Annotated in this window: 15 protein-coding genes and 1 pseudogene; 7 read left to right on the forward strand and 9 right to left on the reverse strand. The window is 64.8% G+C overall.

Going from position 1 to position 18,922, the window contains the following annotated elements:
• The first annotated feature begins 12 nt into the window (after nt 1-12).
• On the forward strand, nt 13-717 hold the full coding sequence (locus ACQREB_RS01740) for a ubiquinone/menaquinone biosynthesis methyltransferase (protein ID WP_427764551.1): 705 nt from the start codon (nt 13-15) through the stop codon (nt 715-717).
• 19 nt (nt 718-736) lie between these two features.
• On the opposite strand, the gene ACQREB_RS01745 is transcribed toward ACQREB_RS01740, so the two are convergent.
• The 3 genes from ACQREB_RS01745 to ACQREB_RS01755 form a co-directional block, all read right to left on the reverse strand.
• Nucleotides 737-952 (reverse strand): hypothetical protein, encoded by a 216-nt coding sequence (locus tag ACQREB_RS01745; protein ID WP_427764553.1) that lies wholly within the window; start codon nt 950-952, stop codon nt 737-739.
• A gap of 275 nt (nt 953-1,227) precedes the next feature.
• Nucleotides 1,228-3,066 (reverse strand): thiamine pyrophosphate-binding protein, encoded by a 1,839-nt coding sequence (locus ACQREB_RS01750; protein ID WP_427764555.1) that lies wholly within the window; start codon nt 3,064-3,066, stop codon nt 1,228-1,230.
• Nucleotides 3,067-3,399: 333 nt separating this feature from the next.
• Nucleotides 3,400-3,699, reverse strand: coding sequence for a hypothetical protein (locus tag ACQREB_RS01755; RefSeq protein WP_427764558.1), 300 nt, complete (start codon nt 3,697-3,699; stop codon nt 3,400-3,402).
• A 133-nt stretch (nt 3,700-3,832) separates the two neighbouring features.
• Between ACQREB_RS01755 and ACQREB_RS01760 the strand changes: the two genes are divergently transcribed.
• The 6 genes from ACQREB_RS01760 to trpA all read left to right on the forward strand — a co-directional run bounded on the left by ACQREB_RS01760 (nt 3,833) and on the right by trpA (nt 11,931).
• The gene (locus ACQREB_RS01760; protein ID WP_427764561.1) at nt 3,833-4,555 is read left to right on the forward strand and encodes a PEP-CTERM sorting domain-containing protein; all 723 of its coding nucleotides are present in this window, start codon (nt 3,833-3,835) and stop codon (nt 4,553-4,555) included.
• Between the two features lie 352 nt (nt 4,556-4,907).
• Entirely contained in the window at nt 4,908-6,491 is a 1,584-nt protein-coding gene (locus ACQREB_RS01765) for an anthranilate synthase component 1 (protein ID WP_427764563.1), read from the forward strand.
• 62 nt (nt 6,492-6,553) lie between these two features.
• On the forward strand, nt 6,554-8,164 hold the full coding sequence (gene trpD / locus ACQREB_RS01770) for an anthranilate phosphoribosyltransferase (RefSeq protein ID WP_427764565.1): 1,611 nt from the start codon (nt 6,554-6,556) through the stop codon (nt 8,162-8,164).
• Nucleotides 8,165-8,323: 159 nt separating this feature from the next.
• Nucleotides 8,324-9,706 (forward strand): bifunctional indole-3-glycerol-phosphate synthase TrpC/phosphoribosylanthranilate isomerase TrpF, encoded by a 1,383-nt coding sequence (gene trpCF, locus ACQREB_RS01775; RefSeq protein WP_427764568.1) that lies wholly within the window; start codon nt 8,324-8,326, stop codon nt 9,704-9,706.
• A gap of 184 nt (nt 9,707-9,890) precedes the next feature.
• On the forward strand, nt 9,891-11,084 hold the full coding sequence (gene trpB, locus ACQREB_RS01780; RefSeq protein ID WP_427764571.1) for a tryptophan synthase subunit beta: 1,194 nt from the start codon (nt 9,891-9,893) through the stop codon (nt 11,082-11,084).
• Between the two features lie 37 nt (nt 11,085-11,121).
• Nucleotides 11,122-11,931, forward strand: coding sequence for a tryptophan synthase subunit alpha (gene trpA / locus ACQREB_RS01785; protein ID WP_427764573.1), 810 nt, complete (start codon nt 11,122-11,124; stop codon nt 11,929-11,931).
• Nucleotides 11,932-12,249: 318 nt separating this feature from the next.
• On the opposite strand, the gene ACQREB_RS01790 is transcribed toward trpA, so the two are convergent.
• The 6 genes and pseudogenes from ACQREB_RS01790 to ACQREB_RS01815 form a co-directional block, all read right to left on the reverse strand.
• On the reverse strand, nt 12,250-13,986 hold the full coding sequence (locus ACQREB_RS01790; RefSeq protein ID WP_427764576.1) for an Rne/Rng family ribonuclease: 1,737 nt from the start codon (nt 13,984-13,986) through the stop codon (nt 12,250-12,252).
• 30 nt (nt 13,987-14,016) lie between these two features.
• Nucleotides 14,017-15,387, reverse strand: a complete 1,371-nt coding sequence (locus tag ACQREB_RS01795; RefSeq protein ID WP_427764579.1) for an FtsW/RodA/SpoVE family cell cycle protein — start codon at nt 15,385-15,387, stop codon at nt 14,017-14,019.
• 98 nt (nt 15,388-15,485) lie between these two features.
• Nucleotides 15,486-16,391: a J domain-containing protein gene (locus ACQREB_RS01800; RefSeq protein WP_427764582.1), complete on the reverse strand. Its 906-nt coding sequence runs from the start codon at nt 16,389-16,391 to the stop codon at nt 15,486-15,488.
• Between the two features lie 8 nt (nt 16,392-16,399).
• Nucleotides 16,400-17,500: a transglutaminase-like domain-containing protein gene (locus ACQREB_RS01805; protein ID WP_427764585.1), complete on the reverse strand. Its 1,101-nt coding sequence runs from the start codon at nt 17,498-17,500 to the stop codon at nt 16,400-16,402.
• 3 nt (nt 17,501-17,503) lie between these two features.
• Nucleotides 17,504-18,232, reverse strand: a complete 729-nt coding sequence (locus tag ACQREB_RS01810) for a copper homeostasis protein CutC (RefSeq protein ID WP_427764714.1) — start codon at nt 18,230-18,232, stop codon at nt 17,504-17,506.
• Nucleotides 18,224-18,844 (reverse strand): annotated as a pseudogene (locus ACQREB_RS01815) (trimeric intracellular cation channel family protein); the annotation flags it as partial. The gene ACQREB_RS01810 and the pseudogene ACQREB_RS01815, both read right to left, overlap by 9 nt.
• Nucleotides 18,845-18,922: the final 78 nt, after the last annotated feature.

The raw sequence follows: 18,922 nt of genomic DNA on the forward strand, positions 1-18,922 counted from the left end.
TCTCCCGCCACCATGCCGGAAGGAATCAAAGTCCAAAAGATGTTCGCGGGCATCGCGAAGCGCTACGACCTCGCGAACGTCCTGCTCAGCGGCGGCGCGTGCCGCTGGTGGGCGCGGCGGCTCGTGAAGCTCGTCGCGCGGGAACGCCCGCGGGAAATCGCCGACCTCGCGACCGGCAGCGGCGATGTCGCCTTCGCCCTGCGCCGCGCCCTGCCCGACGCCGAAATCCGCGCCTACGACTTCTGCGAGGCGATGCTCGACGTCGCGCGGGAACGCGCCGCCCGCCGACGCGAAAAGAACGCGGCGGAAAAGCCCGTCTCCTTCGCGTTCGGCGACTGCATGAACCTGCCGCTCGCGGACGCGTCGGTCGACGCGCTCACGATCGCCTACGGCGTACGCAACTTCGAAGACCGCGCGCGCGGGCTCCGCGAGCTGCGGCGCGTCCTGCGCCCGGGCGGCGCGGCGTTCATCCTCGAATTCACGCAGCCGGCGACGCTTTTCCGCCCGTTCTACTATCTTTACCTCAAGCTCGCGCTCCCGCTCATCGCGTGGGCGATCACGGGCGACCGCAAGGCGTACGACTATCTCGCGGGCTCGATCGAAGCGTTCCCGCCGAAGGAAGGACTCTCGGCGGAGCTCCGCGCCGCGGGCTTTTCGGACGTGCGCGCGCTCGGCATGACGTTTTCCGTCGTCGCCGTCCACATCGCCCGCAGGTGACGCGGGAACGCGCCGCGCGTCAGCGGTTTTCGCGCAGCGCGAAAATCAGGAAAATCGCGGGAACGAAGAGAAAGGCGCAGACGCACGCGGCGAGCGCGGCGATTCCCCCGACATCGAAAAACAGGCACGGAATCCCGCAGAGAAAAACGAGCATCGCCGCGCCCAGCGCAAAGGTCGCCAGGCGCCGCAGCGTTTCGGAAAGGCGCGTCGGCGCAACGTTCGTGTTTTTGAACATAGAGCGCGCCATTAAATCCTTTTTTCGCGCGCGCGCAACGAGGAAAAGCGTTCCCGCACGGGCGCGCGACGCGCGCGGCAGGTGATGAAGTGATGGCGGTTATGAGGTGATGAAGTTCTTTGCGCTCGGCTTCGCCGAGAGGAGCTTAAAAGCTGAAGAGTTTAAAAGTTGAAAAGAAAATTTTCCGTTAAGCTTTTAATCTTTTAAGCTCTTAAGCTCTACTCAACCTTCATAACTCCATAACCTCATCACTTCATCACCTGCGCTGTGCGCCTTCACGCCGCGTCGGGATCGGTGAGGACTTCGACGAGGACGGGACCGGGCGTCGCGAACGCGCGGGCGAGATCCTCGCGCAGCGTCGCGGGATCGGAGACGCGCACGCCGGCGCTCCCGCAGAGCTTCGCGAACTCCGCCAGATTCGGGTTGTGCAGGCGCGTCTCCCACACGCTCACGCGCGCGTTGCGCTGTTCGAGCGAAATCTTCGCCAGCTCGGAATTGTTGAATACGACGCATTTCACGTCCATGCCGCAGCGCACGACCGTCGTCCACTCGGCGAGATACTGCCCCAGCCCGCCGTCGCCCACGACGGCGACGACCGGGCGCCTGCCGAGCGCGGCGTTGTCCCGCGTCGCGCACCACGCGCCGATCGCCGCGGGCAGCCCCACGCCGATCGAGCCGAGGTAGAACGACAGCAGCGCGCGCTGATTCTTCGCCTCGAAATATCTGCCGAACGCGTAGGCGACGTTCCCGACGTCCACGGAGACGACGGCGTTTTCGGGAACGCATTCCGACAGCGCGGCGCAGACGGCGGCGGGAGCGATTTTCCCCGGCGCGCTCCGCTCGGCGCGGCGGCATTTCTCGGCGCGCCACTCCGCCCAGAGCGCGGCGACGCGTTCCCGCGGATCCTCCGCCGCGACGTTCCCGCGCAGCAGGCGCGTCAGCTCCGGAAGCGTCTCCGAAAGCTCGCCGAGCACGCCGCAGTCGATCTTGCGCAGGCGGCCGAGCGCGGCGGGATCGCGGTCGATCTGCACGGTCGGCTTGCCCTTCGCGATTTCGGAGTGATTGCTGAAGGAGACGCCGAGCCCGACGACGCAGTCGCTCTCCGCCATCATCTTCGCGGAGACGAGCGTGCCGCTGCGCCCGACGACGCCGCAAGCGAGCGGGAACGCGTCGGACACGAAGCCCTTGGCGCGATACGTCGTCGCGACGGCGGCGTTCACCGCCTCCGCGAACGCGAGCGCCTCGGCGACCGCGTGGCGGCAGCCTTCCCCGACGACGACGAACGGACGCTTCGCGCGGGAAATCAGCGCGACCGCCTCGGCGAGAGCGGCGTCGGACGCGCGCGTCGCCGTGCCGTTGAAGATTTCGCCCGCGGGCGTTCCCGCGGGAGCGTCGGGCGCGACGGGCACGTTCTGCACGTCGTCGGGCAGCACAATCTGCGCGACCGAGCGCGTCAGAATCGCGTGCCGTGCGGCGCGCGCAGCGACCGCGGCGAAATCGGACGAAGCCGTCGCCGTCTGCTGCAGGCTCGCGGCGGCGCCGAGCGCGCGCACGAGATCGATTTCCTGAAAAGCGTTGCGCCCGAGCTCGCGGCTCGGCACCTGCCCCGTGAGCGCGATCGCGGGAGCGCGGTCGAGCGCGGCGTCCGCGAGGCCCGTGAGGAGATTCGTCGCGCCCGGCCCGGCGATCGTCAGGCACGCGGCGGGCATGCCCGTGAGCTTGCCGTAGGCCGCCGCCGCGAACGCCGCCGCGCCCTCGTGGCGGATGCTCACGAACTCCATTTCGCCGCGCTCGGCGCAGCGGCGGATCGCGTCCGCCATGCCGAGATTCGAGTGCCCAACCATGCCGAACACGCGCCGCACGCCGAAGTTGCGCAGCGTCTCCGCGATCAGGTCGGACGCCGTGCGCTTCGCTTCCGCCGTTCCCGCGGGAACGGGCTCCGCGGCGGCGGCGACCTTTTCCGCCGGAGCTTCCGCCGCCTCGGGAACGGGCGCGAACATGTCCTTGCCCACGCCGCAGATCGGGCACGCCCAGCCTTCCGGCAGCTCGCCCCAAGCCTTGTTTTCCTTTTCTTCGTCATAGACGAAACCGCAAACGCCGCACTTGTATTTCATACGAAAATAAAACCATTCCAAATCGTCCCGCGCAACGCCTTTTTCCGACGCGGAGACACGGAGGAACGGAGAAACAGAGGTCTGCGGGAACGCGATTCTTCAAACGCAAAGAACGCAAAGATTTTTACTGGAAGTCTCAGAAGTCGATAGAAGTTTTCTTTTTGGGAAAAACCGGAAAGGCGCAGAAGAGAAAAAAGACTTTTTCTTTGTCCGGCTTCGCGGGAACGGAAAGGAGGGTAAGCGTCTCGCTTGCCCGCCGAATCCGCAGACACAAATTTTTTCCCGCAGATGACGCGGATTTCCGCGGATTTTTTGATTTCGCGAATCGCGTCTTCACGCGAACATCGACGCGCTTTCCGCGCTTTCCGGTCCGCGTTTCCGTCGCGCGGCGCGCGCGTCCGCCAGCTGCTTCAGCGCGCGGGCGCGTCCTTCCGGCGTTTCCATGTCGTTGCGCGTTCCTTTCGGCATCTTCATCCATGCGGGATTGTAGAAAATGCCGCGTTCCCGCAGTTTTTCCGCGAGCAGAAGCCTCATGAACTCCGAAACGCTCTTCTCCGTCTCCTGGGCAAGCTGTGACGCCAGAGCGAAAAGCTCCGGGTTCATCAGCACGGTGACTCGTTTCGGTTTCAACATCTGTAGAGAATTGAACGGACGCGTTTTTCTCCCTTCAAGGCAAGAGCCTTTCCGCAACGAAAATATCCTTGACCAAGTGATAATTATGACAGTAATATCTCGGCTAAAATTTAACCTCGTTACCATAAACTTCATGAAAAACATCATCGCAATCACATCACTCCTCGCCGCGGGAACGCTCCTCGCGAACGCGGCGACGGCTGTTCAAAACGAAGACAGCGGATGGACGCTTTCCGGCTCCGGCGCGGAAGTGAACTCGCTCTTCTCCGAGATTCTCGCGGGCTCCGACTATCAGGTCGGCGACGCGTTCTCAATTGACTTCAAGGTCACGAGCTCGACGTTCGACGGATATACGTCCGGCTCGGTCGCGACGCTGGCGGACAGCTACTATCTCTTTTCGCAGGCGGGAAGCTACCTCGGACTTTCAGCCTCGACCTCCAATCTTAGGAACGCCTCCAATGTGGATCCGGGAGCCAAAGCCGCCACATCCACCGACACGACGAACCTTCTTCACACGATTACGACCAACAGCGGCGAACTCGCCTATGGTTGGGTTTCGCTGAACACTGCGGGAACCGGTAGCAATGCCTCTGGACTCATCAATACGCAGATTTCCATCAGTACGGACGGAGCGAACTCCGTCATCCTGCTGAATTTCTCCAATGCTTCCGTGTACGACACGAAGATCGAGCTCGTCGGGACGGTTCTCGACGCGACGAAATTCGCTTTCAGCGACAAGATTTCCGCCGTCGACTTCACGACCTCGATTCCCGAGCCGTCGGCGTTCGGGCTGTTGGCGGGTCTGGGCGCGCTGGCGTTGGCGGGAACGCGTCGCCGTCGCGCGAAGAAGGCGTGAGCTGAATTTTTCTCAGTGTGTTAAATAAGTGGCGTCCCCGCGGAGCGATCCGCGGGGGCGTTTTTTTGGGGAGGAAGGACGTCCGCGGCGGCGGATTTTGCAGCGGGAGCGAAAAATTTGTTGACGGGGGAAAGGCGGAGGAGTTTGATCGCGGCAGTTTCAGTATGATTCTTAATCGCAACAACAGCTGGTGGTGGCGTCCCTCTCACAAAGACGGGCGTTCGCTTGGCGCGTAAGATTTTTTCAGAGAATTCCGCACTCGACGAAACGTTTTTCAACGAATGCCCGCTTTTCGAAAGCGGGCTTTTTTATTTTCACGAAAACCACGATCCACGAACAAAAAATTTCAACGATGAACACGCAGAAACAACTTCCGAAAATCTCGGCGAAATACGTCGGCGAACCGCTCGACCTCTACGAGCGCGTGCGCCGGGGACGCGCGGCGAACACGCTGCTGCTCGAATCCGCCGACATCACCACGCACGCGGGAACGCAGAGCCTGATCCTCGCCGACGCGAGCCTGCGCGTCAGCTGCCGCGGGCGGCGCGTCTCCGTCGAGGCGCTCGACGCGAACGGCGCGGCGGCGTTCGCGCCGTTGCGCGCCGCGCTCGCGGACGTTCCCGCCGAGGCGGAGAGCCCGGCGACGCTCGTCTTCGCGTTCCCGCCGATCGATCCCGAGCAGGACGAGGAAACCCGCCTGCGCGCGCGTTCGCCGCTCGACGTGCTCCGCGCGCTGCGCGAGACGTTTTCGCCGCGCGACGACGCAGAGCGCTTTCTGCTCGGCGGCATTTTCGGCTACGACCTCGTCGAAGTCTTCGAAAAGCTCCCCGCCGTCGCCGAGGGCGCGAACACCTGCCCGGACTTTCTTTTCTACCTCGCGGAAACGGCGGTGAAGATCAACCACGTCGAGCGCACGACGGAAATCTTCTCGCTCGCGCTGGGCGACTCCGCCGAAGAGCTCGAAAGAATCCGCGCGCGCGCCGAGGCGCTCGCCGCCGCGTGCGACGCCTTCGTTCCCGCGGGCGTTCCCGCCGTTCCCGATCCGGCGCGGCAGCCGACGGAGACGCTCCCGGTCGCGCTCGGCAAGAGCGACAAGACTTACTGCGCCGAGGTCGAATACCTCAAGACCTTCATCCGCAAGGGCGACATCTTCCAGGTCGTGCCGTCGCGCAGCTTCAGCGCGCCCTGCCCGAATCCCGAAACCGCCTACCGCGCGCTCAAGAAGAACAACCCGAGCCCGTACATGTTTTACGTGGACGACCGCGAGTTCACGGTGTTCGGCGCCTCGCCGGAAATTTCCGTGAAGTTCACGGCGGCGACGCGCCTCGTCGAACTCTACCCGATCGCGGGAACGCGGCGGCGCGGCTTCAACGCGGACGGCACGATCAACTGCGACCTCGATTCGCGCGTCGAGTTCGGGCTGCGCATGGACACCAAGGAGCTTTCGGAGCACCTGATGCTCGTCGATCTCGCGCGCAACGACCTCGCGCGCATCGCGAAGCCGAACACGCGCCGCACGAGCGAGCTGCTCAAGGTGGACCGCTACAGCCACGTGATGCACCTCGTCTCGCACGTCGTCGCGGAGCTGCGCGACGATCTCGACGCGCTCCACGCCTATCTCGCGTGCATGAACATGGGCACGCTCACGGGCGCGCCGAAGATCCGCGCGACGGAGCTGCTCCGCGAAGTCGAGCGGGAACGCCGCGGCAGCTACGGCGGCGCGGTCGGCTGGCTCGGCGGGAACGGCGACATGGACACGTGCATCCTGATCCGCTCGGCGTTCGTGAGAAACGGCGTCGCGACCGTCCAGGCGGGCGGCGGCGTGGTGCTCGATTCCGTGCCGCAGAACGAGGCGGACGAATCCCGCAACAAGGCGATGGCGCCGCTCGTCGCCGTCGCGCAGGCGCAGGGGAAGGTCCTGACCTTCAACGGCTGAAGAACGGCGCTTCGAAGGAGCTTTCCCTTTTTTGCAATTAAATTTCAAATACAAGACAGACCATGGGCAAAAACATTTTCCTGCTCGATAACTTCGATTCGTTCACGTACAACCTCGTGGACGAGTTCCGCTCCGCCGGGCACGACGTCCGCGTTTACCGCAACAGCATCGCGGCGGAGAAGATCTTCGAAAAGATGAAGGAGGCGAAGGACCCGATCCTCGTCATCTCTCCCGGCCCGGGAACGCCCGACGAAGCGGGCTGTCTGCTGCGGCTGATCGCGCTCTGCCACCGCAAGTTCCCGATCGTCGGCATCTGCCTCGGGCACCAGGCGATCTGCCGCTTCTACGGCGGCGTGGTCGGGCCCGCGCCGGAAATCATGCACGGCAAGAGCTCGCTGATTTCGCACACGGGAACGGGCCCGTTCGAAGGCATGCCGAGCCCCCTGCCCTTCGCGCGCTACCACTCGCTCGCGGCGACGGTCGTTCCCGCGACGCTCGAAGTCATCGCGCAGTGCGACGGCACGGCGATGGCGGTGATGAACCGCGCCGACCGCGTCGTCGGCTTCCAGTTCCACCCGGAATCGATCATGTCGCCGAACGGCTCGGAGCTGCTCCGGCGGACGCTCGACCTCGTCTCCGGCGAATCGCGCCGCGCGGACGTGCAGGCGCTGCTCAACCTGCTCTACGCGGGGAAAAATCTCTCGGCGGAGCAGACGCGCGAGCTCTTCTCGGAAATCATCCGCGGGAACGTCGAGCCCGCGACGCTCGCGGCGATTCTGACCGCGCTCAAGCTCAAGGGCGAGACGCCGGAGGAAATCAGCGGCGCGGCGGCGGCGCTCTCGGAGAACGCGCGCCCGTTCCCGCGCCCGGACTACGATTTCTGCGACATCGTCGGCACGGGCGGCGACGGCGTGGGCACGATCAACATTTCGACGACGTCGGCGATCGTCGCCGCGACCTGCGGCGTGAAGGTCGCCAAGCACGGCAACCGCAGCGTGTCGTCGAAGTCCGGTTCGTCGGACCTGCTCAACGCGCTCGGCGTGAAGACGACGATTCCGCCGGCGGCGGCGCGCGAATGCCTCGACCGCTTCGGCTTCTGCTTCCTTTTCGCGGCGTATTACCACGGCGGCATGCGCTACGCCGCGCCCGTGCGCCAGGCGATGAAGACGCGCACGATCTTCAACGTGCTCGGCCCGCTGATCAATCCCGCGAACCCGACGTTCATTCTGCTCGGCGTGTATTCGCCGGCGCTCGTCCGTCCGATCGCGGAGGCGCTGCGTCGGCGCGGATTCCGCCGCGCGATGGTCGTCCACGGGAACGGGCTCGACGAAGTCTCCGTCAGCGGAAAAACGCAGTGCGCGGAACTTCTCCCCGACGGCGAAATCCGCGAATACGAGCTCGCGCCGAGCGACTTCGGCCTGCCCGCGTTCCCGCCGGAAAGCGTGCTCGGCGGCAATCCGGAGGAGAACCGCAAGATCACGGAAGCGATTCTGCGCGGGAACGGCACGGACGCGCACAACGCCACGATCGCCGCGAACGTGGCGCCGCTGCTCTACATGAACGGCAACGTCGCGACGCTCGCCGAGGGCGCGAAGCTCGCGCTCGAGACGCTCGCCTCCGGCAAGGCGTGGGAGCGCGCACGCGAGATCACGGAGTTCACCCAAGGCAAATGAAAAAAGCGGTGGCTGGGAGCTCGGAGACGGTGACTTGTGAATTGCGGATTTTGCCGTCGGCAAAATTTTTCGAAATCCGAATCCGCTGAGCGCCAGTCACCAGTTACCAGCTCCAAGCCACTCGACTCCGTTTCCCATTTTCCACTTTCCGTTTTTCCCATGAACATTCTCGAAACCATCGTCGCCGCGAAGCGCGAAGAGCTCGCCGAACGCAAGCGCGTCCGCCCGCTCGAAAGCTTCCGCGGGAACGTCGTCCCGAGCGACCGCGACTTCTACGGCGCGCTCGAACGGCGCCGGCGTGCGGGCGTTCCCGCGTTCATTCTCGAATGCAAAAAGGCGTCGCCCTCGCAGGGGCTGATCCGCGCCGATTTCGATCCGGGCGCGATCGCCGACGTTTACGCGCGCCGCGCCGACGCCGTCTCCGTGCTCTGCGACGAAAAATTCTTTCAGGGCCGCTACGAAAACCTACCGCTCGTGCGCGCGCGCCTCGCGCAGCCCGTGCTCGCGAAGGAATTCGTCGTCGATCCGTATCAGATCTTTCTCGCGCGCAGTCTCGGCGCCGACGCCGTGCTGCTGATGCTTTCCGTGCTCGACGACGCGACGTATTCCGGGCTCGCCGCGCTCGCGCATTCGCTCGGCATGGGCGTGCTCACCGAAGCGGATTCGGCGGACGACGTGCGTCGCGCGAACGCCCTCGGCGCGCGCGTGATCGGCATCAACAACCGCAACCTGCGCACGCTCGAGACCGACGTCGCGCGCACGCGGGAACTTTCCGCCGCCGTGCGCGCGGACGCCGTGCGCGTCGCCGAATCCGGAATTCGCTCGCACGCGGACGCGCTCGCCACGGCGCCCTTCGCCGACGCGTTTCTCGTCGGCACCTCGCTCATGCGGGAACGCGATCTCGACCGCGCCTGCCGCGCGCTGATTCTCGGCGAGAACAAGGTATGCGGGCTCACGCGCGCGGAGGACGCCCGCGCCGCGCGCGACGCGGGAGCGGTCTTCGGCGGGCTCATCTTCGCGGAAAAATCGCCGCGCCGCGTCTCGCAGGAACGCGCGGCGGAAATCGTCGCGGGAACGCCGGGACTCGATTTCGTCGGCGTGTTCCAGAATCAGCCGCTCGAAACGGTCGCGGAAACGGCGGCGGCGCTCGGGCTCCGCGTCGTGCAGCTCCACGGCGAAGAGGACGCCGATTTCGCCGCGCGCCTGCGCGAAAAGCTGCCCGCGGGAACGCGCGTGTGGAAGGCGCTGAGCGCCGACGCGGCGGACGCGTTCCGCGCGGGCGCAAGCGACGCGGCGGCGTTCGACCGCTTCGTGCTGGACAGCGGGCGCGGCGGCACGGGAACGCCCTTCGACTGGGAAAAAATTCCCGCGGAGACGAAGCGACACGCCCTGCTCGCGGGCGGAATTTCGCCGGAAAACGCGCGCGCCGCGCACCGCGTCGGCTGTCTCGGGCTGGATTTCAATTCCGGCGTCGAGAGCGCTCCCGGCGTGAAGTCCGCGGAAAAAATCCGAGCAGCCTTCGAGGCTGTCCGTTCTTTTTGAAACCACGAATGAACACGGATTTCCACGAATGAAAAAAGTGGCTGGCGATCGGGAACTGGTGACTAGAACTTTGCGGATTTTGCCGTCGGCAAAATTTTTCGAAATCCGATTCCGCTGATCTCCAGTTCCCAGTCACCAGCTCCGAGCCACTTCCCTTTCCTTTTCAAACAAACGTAACCAGACCATGAACACAAAACTCAATCCGTTCTTCGGAGAATTCGGCGGCATGTACGTCCCGCAGATTCTCGTTCCCGTGCTCCGCGAGCTCGAAAGCGCCTTCGTCGAGGCGCAGGCCGATCCCGCGTTCCGCGCCGAGCTGCGCGAGCTGCTCACGGAATTCGCCGGCCGCCCGACGCCGCTCACGCTCGCGAAAAACCTCACCGCGGGAACGCGCACGAAGCTCTACCTCAAACGCGAAGACCTGCTCCACGGCGGCGCGCACAAGACGAACCAGGTGCTCGGCCAGGCGCTGCTCGCCAAGCGCATGGGCAAAACGCGCATCATCGCCGAAACCGGCGCGGGCCAGCACGGCGTCGCGACCGCGATCGCGTGCGCGCTGCTCGGGCTGAAATGCCGCGTCTACATGGGCGAAAAGGACTGCGAACGCCAGCGCCCGAACGTCTTCCGCATGAAGCTGCTCGGCGCCGAAGTCGTGCCGATCAAGACCGGCTCGCGCACGCTCAAGGACGCCTGCAACGAAGCCATCCGCGACTGGACGGCGAGCTACGCCGACACGCACTACCTGCTCGGCACGGCGGCGGGTCCGCACCCGTTCCCGACGATCGTGCGCGAGTTCCAGCGCATCATCGGCGAAGAAGCCAAGGCGCAGTGCCTGAAGAAGGAGGCGCGCCTGCCCGACGCCGTGCTCGCGTGCGTCGGCGGCGGCTCCAACGCGATCGGCATCTTCGCGGACTTCATCGACGAGCCCGGCGTGCGCCTCATTGGCGTCGAGCCCGGCGGCAAAGGCGTCGAGACCGGGCTGCACGGCGCGGCGATCTCCGGCGGCGGGAACATCGGCACGGGAATTTACCTCGGCATGCGCGCGCCGCTCATGCAGGACGACGACGGCCAGATTCAGGAATCCTACTCCGTTTCCGCGGGGCTGGACTTTCCCGCCGTCGGCCCGCAGCACGCCTTCCTCGCGCAGACCGGGCGCGCGGAATACGTGAACGTGACGGACGCCGAGGCGCTCGCCGCGTTCCGCGACCTCTGCCGCGAAGAAGGCATCATTCCCGCGCTCGAATCCTCGCACGCGCTCGCCTACGCGCTGAAGCTGATCCGCGCGAATCCCGATAAGGAGCAGATTCTCGTCGTCAACCTCTCCGGGCGCGGCGACAAGGACCTGGAAACGGTGATGAAATTAGTGAACAACGATTGATCCGTCTTTTAAGAATCAAACTTCAGCCTTACAAAAAATGCGTTACCAAAAACTTTTTTCCTCGCTCGAAAGCGCGCGCGAAGGCGCCTTCATTCCCTTCGTCGTGCTCGGCGATCCCGACAAAAACGCCTCGCGCGAGGCCGTCGAAGCGCTGATCGAAGGCGGCGCGGACGCGCTCGAGCTCGGCTTCCCCTTCTCCGATCCGCTCGCGGACGGCCCGACGATTCAGGCCGCGGACAACCGCGCGCTCGACGCGGGAACGCGCATCGACGACTGCTTCGCGATCATCGCGGACGTGCGCCGCGCCCATCCCGAAATCCCGATCGGGCTCCTCGTGTACGCGAACCTCATCGTCCGCCGAGGCGCGGAAAAATTCTTCCGCGACGCGCTCGCGGCGGGAGCGGATTCGCTGCTCGTCGCCGACGTTCCCGTGGAGATGAGCGCGCCGTTCCGCGAGATTTCCGCGAAGACGGGGCTGCCGCTCGTGTTCATCGCGCCGCCGAACGCGGACGAGGCGACGCTCGAAGCCGTCGCGGAATTCGGGCACGGCTACACCTACCTGCTCTCGCGCGCGGGCGTCACCGGAACGGAATCCCGCGCCGGCGTTCCCGTGGACCGCGTGCTCGCCGCGCTGAAGAAATTCGGCGCGCCGCCGCCCGTGCTCGGCTTCGGCATCTCCGAGCCCGCGCAGGTGCGCGCCGCGCTCGACGCGGGCGCCGCGGGAGCGATTTCGGGCTCCGCCGTCGTGCGCCTCATCGAAAAGCACCGCGACGACGTTCCCGCGCTGCGCGCCGCCCTCCGCGCCTTCGCCGCCTCCATGAAGGCCGCCGCCCGCAAAGCCCGCTGACGCGAAAAAAAACGCGAAGTCAAAGGAAGTTTTTAGGGGAGAAGCGACATTCTTGTCGCTTGTCGGAATCCGTCCGCAGAAACTTTTTCCCGCCAAGACGCCAAGGCGCAAAGATTTTTTACTGGAAGTCTCAGAAGTCGACAGAAGTTTCTTTTGAAGAAAGCGATCCTTCCTGCCGCTTCCCCGAAAAATCCGCCCGCACGAACTTCCCTTTAAGCTTTGAGCTTTTTCCGAAAAGTCATCGGGAAAGAGGCGCAAAAAAAGGCGTTCCCGCGCGTGTTTCGCGGGAACGCCTTTTTCTCGGGAAGGAGGCGCGGATCAGCGCATTTCCTCGCCGGTCTCCATGTTGACGACCTTGAAGTTCTCGACGTGGAACGACGGGTCCGCGCGGAACGAAAGGCGGATGTTGTACGCCTTTTCCAGATCCGCGATGCTGCTGCGGTCGTCCCCGCGCAGACGGTCGAGATTCATCGGGTGCAGGAACACGCGGAAGGCGAGTTCCTTGCCGACGTTCTTCGCGTCGGAGCGCAGGCGGCGCGTCACGCTGACGATGCGGCGCTGGATTTCGACGCTGATCGCGCGGGAGTTCTTCACGGTGCCGCGTCCCTGGCAGTACGGGCAGCCCATGTAGAGCGACGTCGTGTTGCTTTCCTGCTGGCGCTGACGCGTCATCTGCAGAATGCCGAGCTGCGAAATCGGCAGAATCTGGTGCTTCGCGCGGTCCATGCTCATCGCGTCGCGGAGGGCGTTGAAGACGGCCTTGCGGTCCTTCGGGTTCTTCATGTCCACGGTGTCGATGATGATGAGCCCGCCGAGGTTGCGCAGACGGATCTGGCGCGCGGATTCCTTCACTGCCTCGATGTTCGCCTGGACGATGAAGTCCTTGGCGTCGCCCTTGCCCTTATGACCGCTCGTGTTGACGTCGATCGCGGTGAGCGCCTCGGTCTCGTCGATGACGATTTCGCCTCCGGACGGGAGCGGCACGCGGCGCATGTAGGTCTGCTCGATCTGGCGCTCGATGTTGAAGCGTTCGAAGATCGGAATGTTGTCCTTGTAGAGGACGACCTTGCCGCGGGAACGCGGCGAGATTTCGCCGACGAGCTTGAGGATCGTCTGGTAGTCCTCTTCGGAATCGACGAGGATGCGGTCCACGTCTTCCGTGAGGAAGTCGCGCACGGTGCGTTCGATGAGCCCCGGCTCCTGGTAGAGCATGCAGGGCTTCGACGTCGTGTTGATGACGTTGCAGATCGCCGCCCAGCGCTTGAGCAGCATGTGCAGGTCGCGCACGAAGTAGCGGAGCTTCTTGCCCTCGCCCGCCGTGCGGATGATGACGCCCATGCCTTCCGGAATCGTCAGGCGGCGCAGCATTTTCTTGAGGCGGTCGCGCTCGGCGGAATCCTCGATCTTGCGGGAGACGCCGCATTGGCCCGAGAACGGCATGAGGACGATGAAGCGACCGGGAATGGCGATGTTCGTCGTCGTGCGCGGGCCTTTCGTGCCGATCTGCCCTTTCGTCACCTGAATGACGATTTCGGAACCGATCGGGAAGAGCTCGGGAATGTCCGTGATCTTGTATTTTTCGCGCTTGGACTTCTGTTCGGCGCTTTCGTTGTCGCGGATGAACTCGACGGACGAGTCGTTCGCGGCGGGCAGCATGTCCCAATAGTGGAGAAACGCGTTCTTGGGCTCGCCGATGTCCACGAAGGCGGCCTTCAGACCTTTTTCGAGATTCTGAATGCGGCCCTTGTAGATGGCGCCGACGACGCGCTTCTCGTCCGTGCGCTCGAGCTCGTATTTTTCGAGCACGCCGTCGGTGAGGAGCGCGGCGCGCTTTTCGAGCGGCTCGGAGTTGATGACGAGTTCGCGGAAGCGTTCCCGATCCTTCGAGAAATGCTTGATGATGCGCTGAATGATGGGAAGCTTCTTCGCGCGTTGGGCCGCGTCTCCCTTGATTTTTTCGGGCGGGAGCGCTTCGACTTCGTGAGGTTTCGGCGGGCGGCGCAGATCCTCGTTTTCGTCGTGCGGCAAATTATCGTTTTCAGGAATATCCGGCATGGTGTTTATTTGGTTGGTTGCATTGTGTTTTTAAGCCGGAGAGATCGTCGCCCGAGCCGTTTCCGCCGCGTCGGGCACGGCGGCGCCGTTGCGCTCGCCCTCCCGCAGCGTATGGCTGTGCACGCTTTGCAGCAGCCCGAAAAGAATGAAGCAGCTCAGAACAAAAGATCCTCCGTAGCTCAGAAACGGCAGGGACAGCCCCGTCACCGGCATCAAGCCGATGTTCATTCCGACGTTGATGAGCACATGCGTCATCAGCACGACGGCGATCCCCGCCGACAAAAGTGAAGCGAACGCGTCGCGCGCGTGGGCGGAAATCCGCAGGGCGCGAAACGCCATCAGAAGATACAGTGAAATCAGTCCCGCGCACCCCGCGAAACCGTATTCCTCCGCCAAGACGGAGAAAAGAAAGTCGTTGTGCGCCGCGAGTTCCGGCAGATAGCCGAGCTTCGCCTGCATGCCGCGGTTGAAGCCCGTTCCCGTCAGTCCGCCCTTGCCCACGGAAATCAGCGCCTGGCGCACGTTCCAGCTCGAACCGATACCTTTCGGGTCGATCGCGTTCGGATCGACGAACGAGAGCAGACGTTCCCGCTGGTAGTCCTTCAGCGGCAGCCAGGAGACCGCCTGATACTGCCCGCGGATGTCCAGCGCGGGATTGCGCGGACGCTCTCCCTGCTCTTGGTAATACGTGACGATGCGCTCGCGGTAAAAATAAATGTCCGTCGCGACCACCGAAGCCAGCAGCGCACCCGCGATCCCGACCGTCAGAAAGAACTTCCGCGAAAGCCCCGCCAGCCAAAGCAGCGCCAGCACGACGGGAACGTAAACGATGCTCGAGCCCAGATCCGGCTCCACGACGATGAGAAACCACGGCACGCCCGCGACGATCGCCGCCTTCAGCACCCACCGCCACGAATCGCGGAACGCGCCCAGCGGCTTCAGCGAAAGCAGCTTCGCGAGCATGATCAGCGTCGTGATCTTCGCGAACTCCGACGGCTGCAGCCCGAACGAACCCAGGAAATACCAGCGTCGCGATCCGTTCACCGAGTGGATGAAGTTCCCCAGATTCATCTTCAGCAGCGCGCAGACCGCGATGGGAATCAGCAGCGCCACGCCCAGAATGTAAAAAAGATTGCTCCAGTCCTTGTAGAATTTGAACGGAATCGCCGCGACGATCACGTAAACGACCGCGCCCGCCGCCAGAAAGCCCAGCTGCTTCTCCCAGTCGTCGCTCCCGCGGAACGTTCCCGAAGAATAGATGCCCGCCACGCCGAGCGCGCTCAGCAGCCCGATGAGAAGCGGCGTGAGCTTGTCCGAACGACGCAGAAAGTCCCAGGCCTTTTCAAAAAATTCCGAAAAGACCGAGCCCCAGGAGCGAAGGTATGGCGACGAAACGGACACGTTGAGAAAAATGAGGAAATTGCGACGAAAATACGCTCCCCTTCCCCCCGCGGCAACGAAATTTTTGAAACGCCCCGCCCGCGGTTTCGCCGCGCCGTTCAGTCGGATCTGCCGAGGAAGTCGCCGCAGGCCCACGCCGCCATGAAGCCGCAGAGGAGCAGGAACGAGCCCGCCGCGAGCAGCGGTTCAGCCGCGCCGAAAGCCAGCGTCGCCGCACGGTAGATCACCGCGCAGAACGCGAGCGCAAGCACGCGCGCCGCCGTTCCCGCGACGAGCCGCGCGTTCTGCCCGAAACTGCGGAAGACGCAGATCAGCGCGAACGGCGCGATCACGCAGGAAAGCGCCTCCGGGTGTTCCTTGAGCGGGATGATGAACGTTCCCGCGCAGGCGAGCGCGAACGAAAAGACGGAAAGCCCGGCGAGCGGCACGAGCCGTTCCCGAAAAATTCTCCCGCAGACCACGTAGGCGACCACGGGAACGGCGCAGATCAGCACCGCGCCGAAAATCGGCAGCGCGGGCGTCGCGCCCGCCGTCTTGCCGGAAAGCAGATACGCGAGCAGCGGAGGACCGCATTTTTCCCACGGCGGAAGCGCGAGCAGGTAAACCGCGAGGCTGCACGTCAGCAGCGTCAGGCAAAGCCGTTCCCGCCATTTCCACGGGCGGCGCGGCTCCCCGCTTTTCGGCGCGGTCGCCGCCTTTTCTTTTTTCGCGTCCTTTTTCGCGCCCTTCTCGGCCGCCTTGCGGGCTCCCGCCGAACGCTTCACGCGCTCGCGGAGATACGACGCGCGCACGACGTCGAAGGCCGCGCGCTCCTGCGGGTTCGAAAGCACGGCGTAGGCGGCGTTGATCTCGCGCGAAATCTGCTCGTAGCGCGCCTCTTCGCCCAAGTGGCGGTCGGGGTGGCATTCCAGCATCTTCGCGTGCCAGGCGTGCCTGATTTCCGCGGGCGTCGCGCTCGGCGAAACGCCGAGAAGCAGATAAAAATCTTTGAAGTCGGAGTTCATTTGAAAAGTCAGAAGCTTGGCGGGAGCGCGAGCGTCAGCACGGAGGCGTGTTCGGGAACGACGCTTTCGCCGAGGAGGCGAAAGACGCCCGAATCCTCCCAGAAAATCTCCACTTCCGTTCCCGCGGGAAGCGCGGCGGAGAAATGCCGATTGAAGTCGGAAGAGGCATCGCGCGTTTCGCCCTCGGCGAGAATCTTTCCGCTCGCCTTTTCGACGAGGCGCACGCGCACGGAAACGCGCCGTCCGGCGGCGTCGCGCAGGTCGAGAGCGAGGCGCGGGAGCGCGGGCGCGGCGTCCGCGGGAGCATAGCGCGCCGTGACGTCGCGCGCGGGAACGGGCGCGCGGACGTCGTCCGCTTCGCGCCAGGCGGCGGGAAAGCGCGTTCCCGTCGGCGCCCAGGCGGTCGCGTAAATCGCGTATTCGGACGCGGCGACGGCCTCGCGCGCGTCGTCGGCGAACCAGAGCTCGTCCGCCTTCGGCGAGTCGAAGGCGCCGATCGCGCGCCACGCGCCGCGGTCCCAGATCTCCACCCAGGTGTGATTGCCGGGCTTGCGGCGCCAGCGGCAGCCGACGAGCCGCGCGGGAACGCCGACGGCGCGGCACGCGTCCGCGAGCAGAATCGAAAGCCCCGTGCACGACGCGACGCCGAGGCGCATCGAATGAAAAGGCGACTGGTCCGGGCGCTCGCGTCCGGGGCCGTAAACGACGCCGAGCGTCTTCCAGATTTCCCGGTTCAGCGTTTCCGCCGCCTCGGTCGCGTTCCCGCAGCGCGCGACGAGCGGCAGAAAGCGCTCGCGGAAAAGCGGCCGCCAGCGTTCAGGCGCCTCGCCGACCGAAGAATACGGCAGGACGGCGTCGAAGAAAACGTCCTCGGGCACGCCGCGCGCCCACGGCGCCGCGTCGCGCGTCTCCAGGGCGAGCCTCCAGTTTTCGCGCAGAAAATCTTCGGAGACGAGCGCGCGGTCCTGCGCGGGAACGTTGTCCGCGAGAAAGCGCCAGGCGCGTTCGGCGAAGTCTTCGGAAACTTCCGCGCGCGCGGCGGGAACGCCGGCGAAGCACGCCGCCGCGCAAAGCCCGAAAAAGGCGAAGACCGTCCGCGCGAAATTCATCGTTCAGGCGTGCGTGAATTCCCAGACTTTCGACGAATCCACCGACGATTCGAAGGTGAGCTTGCGGCGCACGGCGCGCCCCATGTGGATGTTCATCAGCCCGCGGGAACGCAGGTCCGGCAGGTGTTCGGGCTTCACGCCGCCGCCGACGCGCAGACGCACGGGCGCGCGCGGCAGCAGGTCGAGCGTCGGCGAAACCGTCGTGAGAATCGAGGCGACCTTCAGCCGCGCCAGCTGCGCGTAGGCGGCGACGGGATCGTTCGCCTGCTCGAAGGCGCGGTTGAAGGAAATCTTCAGCGTTCCCGCGACCTCGATCAGGCGCCGCAGCCGCTCGACGTCGACGTTCCCGTCCGCCGTCAGCACGCCGACGGAAATGCCTTCCGCCTTGGTCTCGCGCGCGACGTAGGCGACGTCGTCGAGCATCGTCGCGAACTCGTCTTCGGTATAGACGAAATCGCGGTCCGTCGGGCGGATCATCACGGAAACGGGCAGCCGGCTCTGCGCGCAGGCGTCGCGCATCAGCGCGCGGTCCGGCGTAAGCCCGCCGAGTTCCGGCGCGGAACAGAGCTCCACCGCCGCGGCGTCGGAGTCGTTGATTTCGGCGATGTCGCTCATCGAGGCGGCGACGACCTGCAGATTGAAGCAGCCGACGCCTTCGGAGGGCGTCTTGCCGAAATCGCGCCAGACGCGGCTGTCGTTCTCGTCGTATTCGGCGACGTCGCGGCGCAGCACGGGAAGCGTCCAGTGGCGCGTCATCGCGATGCCGCGCAGGGCGATGACGCTCAGCGCGGTGACGATCTGCGTCGTGACGGAATCGAGCCCGAGCGCGACGCAGCCGACGTAGACGAGCCCGCCGAAGACGCACGCGAGCGCGTAGATGTCCTTGCGGAAGACGAGCGGCTCGACGTTGATGAAGATGTCGCGGAAGACGCCGCCGCCCGCGCCCGTCACCATGCCCATCAGGATCGCGACCCAGATCGGGAAGCCGCACGCGAGCGTCTTTTCTATGCCGACGACCGTGAAGAGCCCGAGCCCGATCGCGTCGAAGATGAAGATCGTGTCGTTCATCCGCAGCAGGTAGCGCCCGAGCGCCGAGACGAGCGCGAGCGCGAAAAGCACGACGAGCAGATACGTGAAGCCGCCTTCCCAGAACGGCGTCTTCGACTGCATCCAGAACGGCGTCTGCCCGAGCATGATGTCGCGCAGCGTGCCGCCGCCGCAGCCCGTGGCGAAACCGACGACCATCGCGCCGAAGAGGTCGAAGCGTTTGGCGGACGCGCGGCGGATGCCGCTGATCGCGAAGGCGAACGTGCCGAGGTAATCGATGAATAAGGTGAAGGTCATGCGGAGAGGGGAAAAGGTTCGGAGGGTAAAAGGTCAGAAGGCGGACCGGCGGCGGGCGGCGGGAAGCGCGGAAATCGG

The sequence above is a fragment of the Candidatus Spyradosoma sp. SGI.093 genome, from assembly GCF_050314555.1.
In the GTDB taxonomy this organism is placed as follows: domain Bacteria; phylum Verrucomicrobiota; class Verrucomicrobiia; order Opitutales; family UBA953; genus Spyradosoma.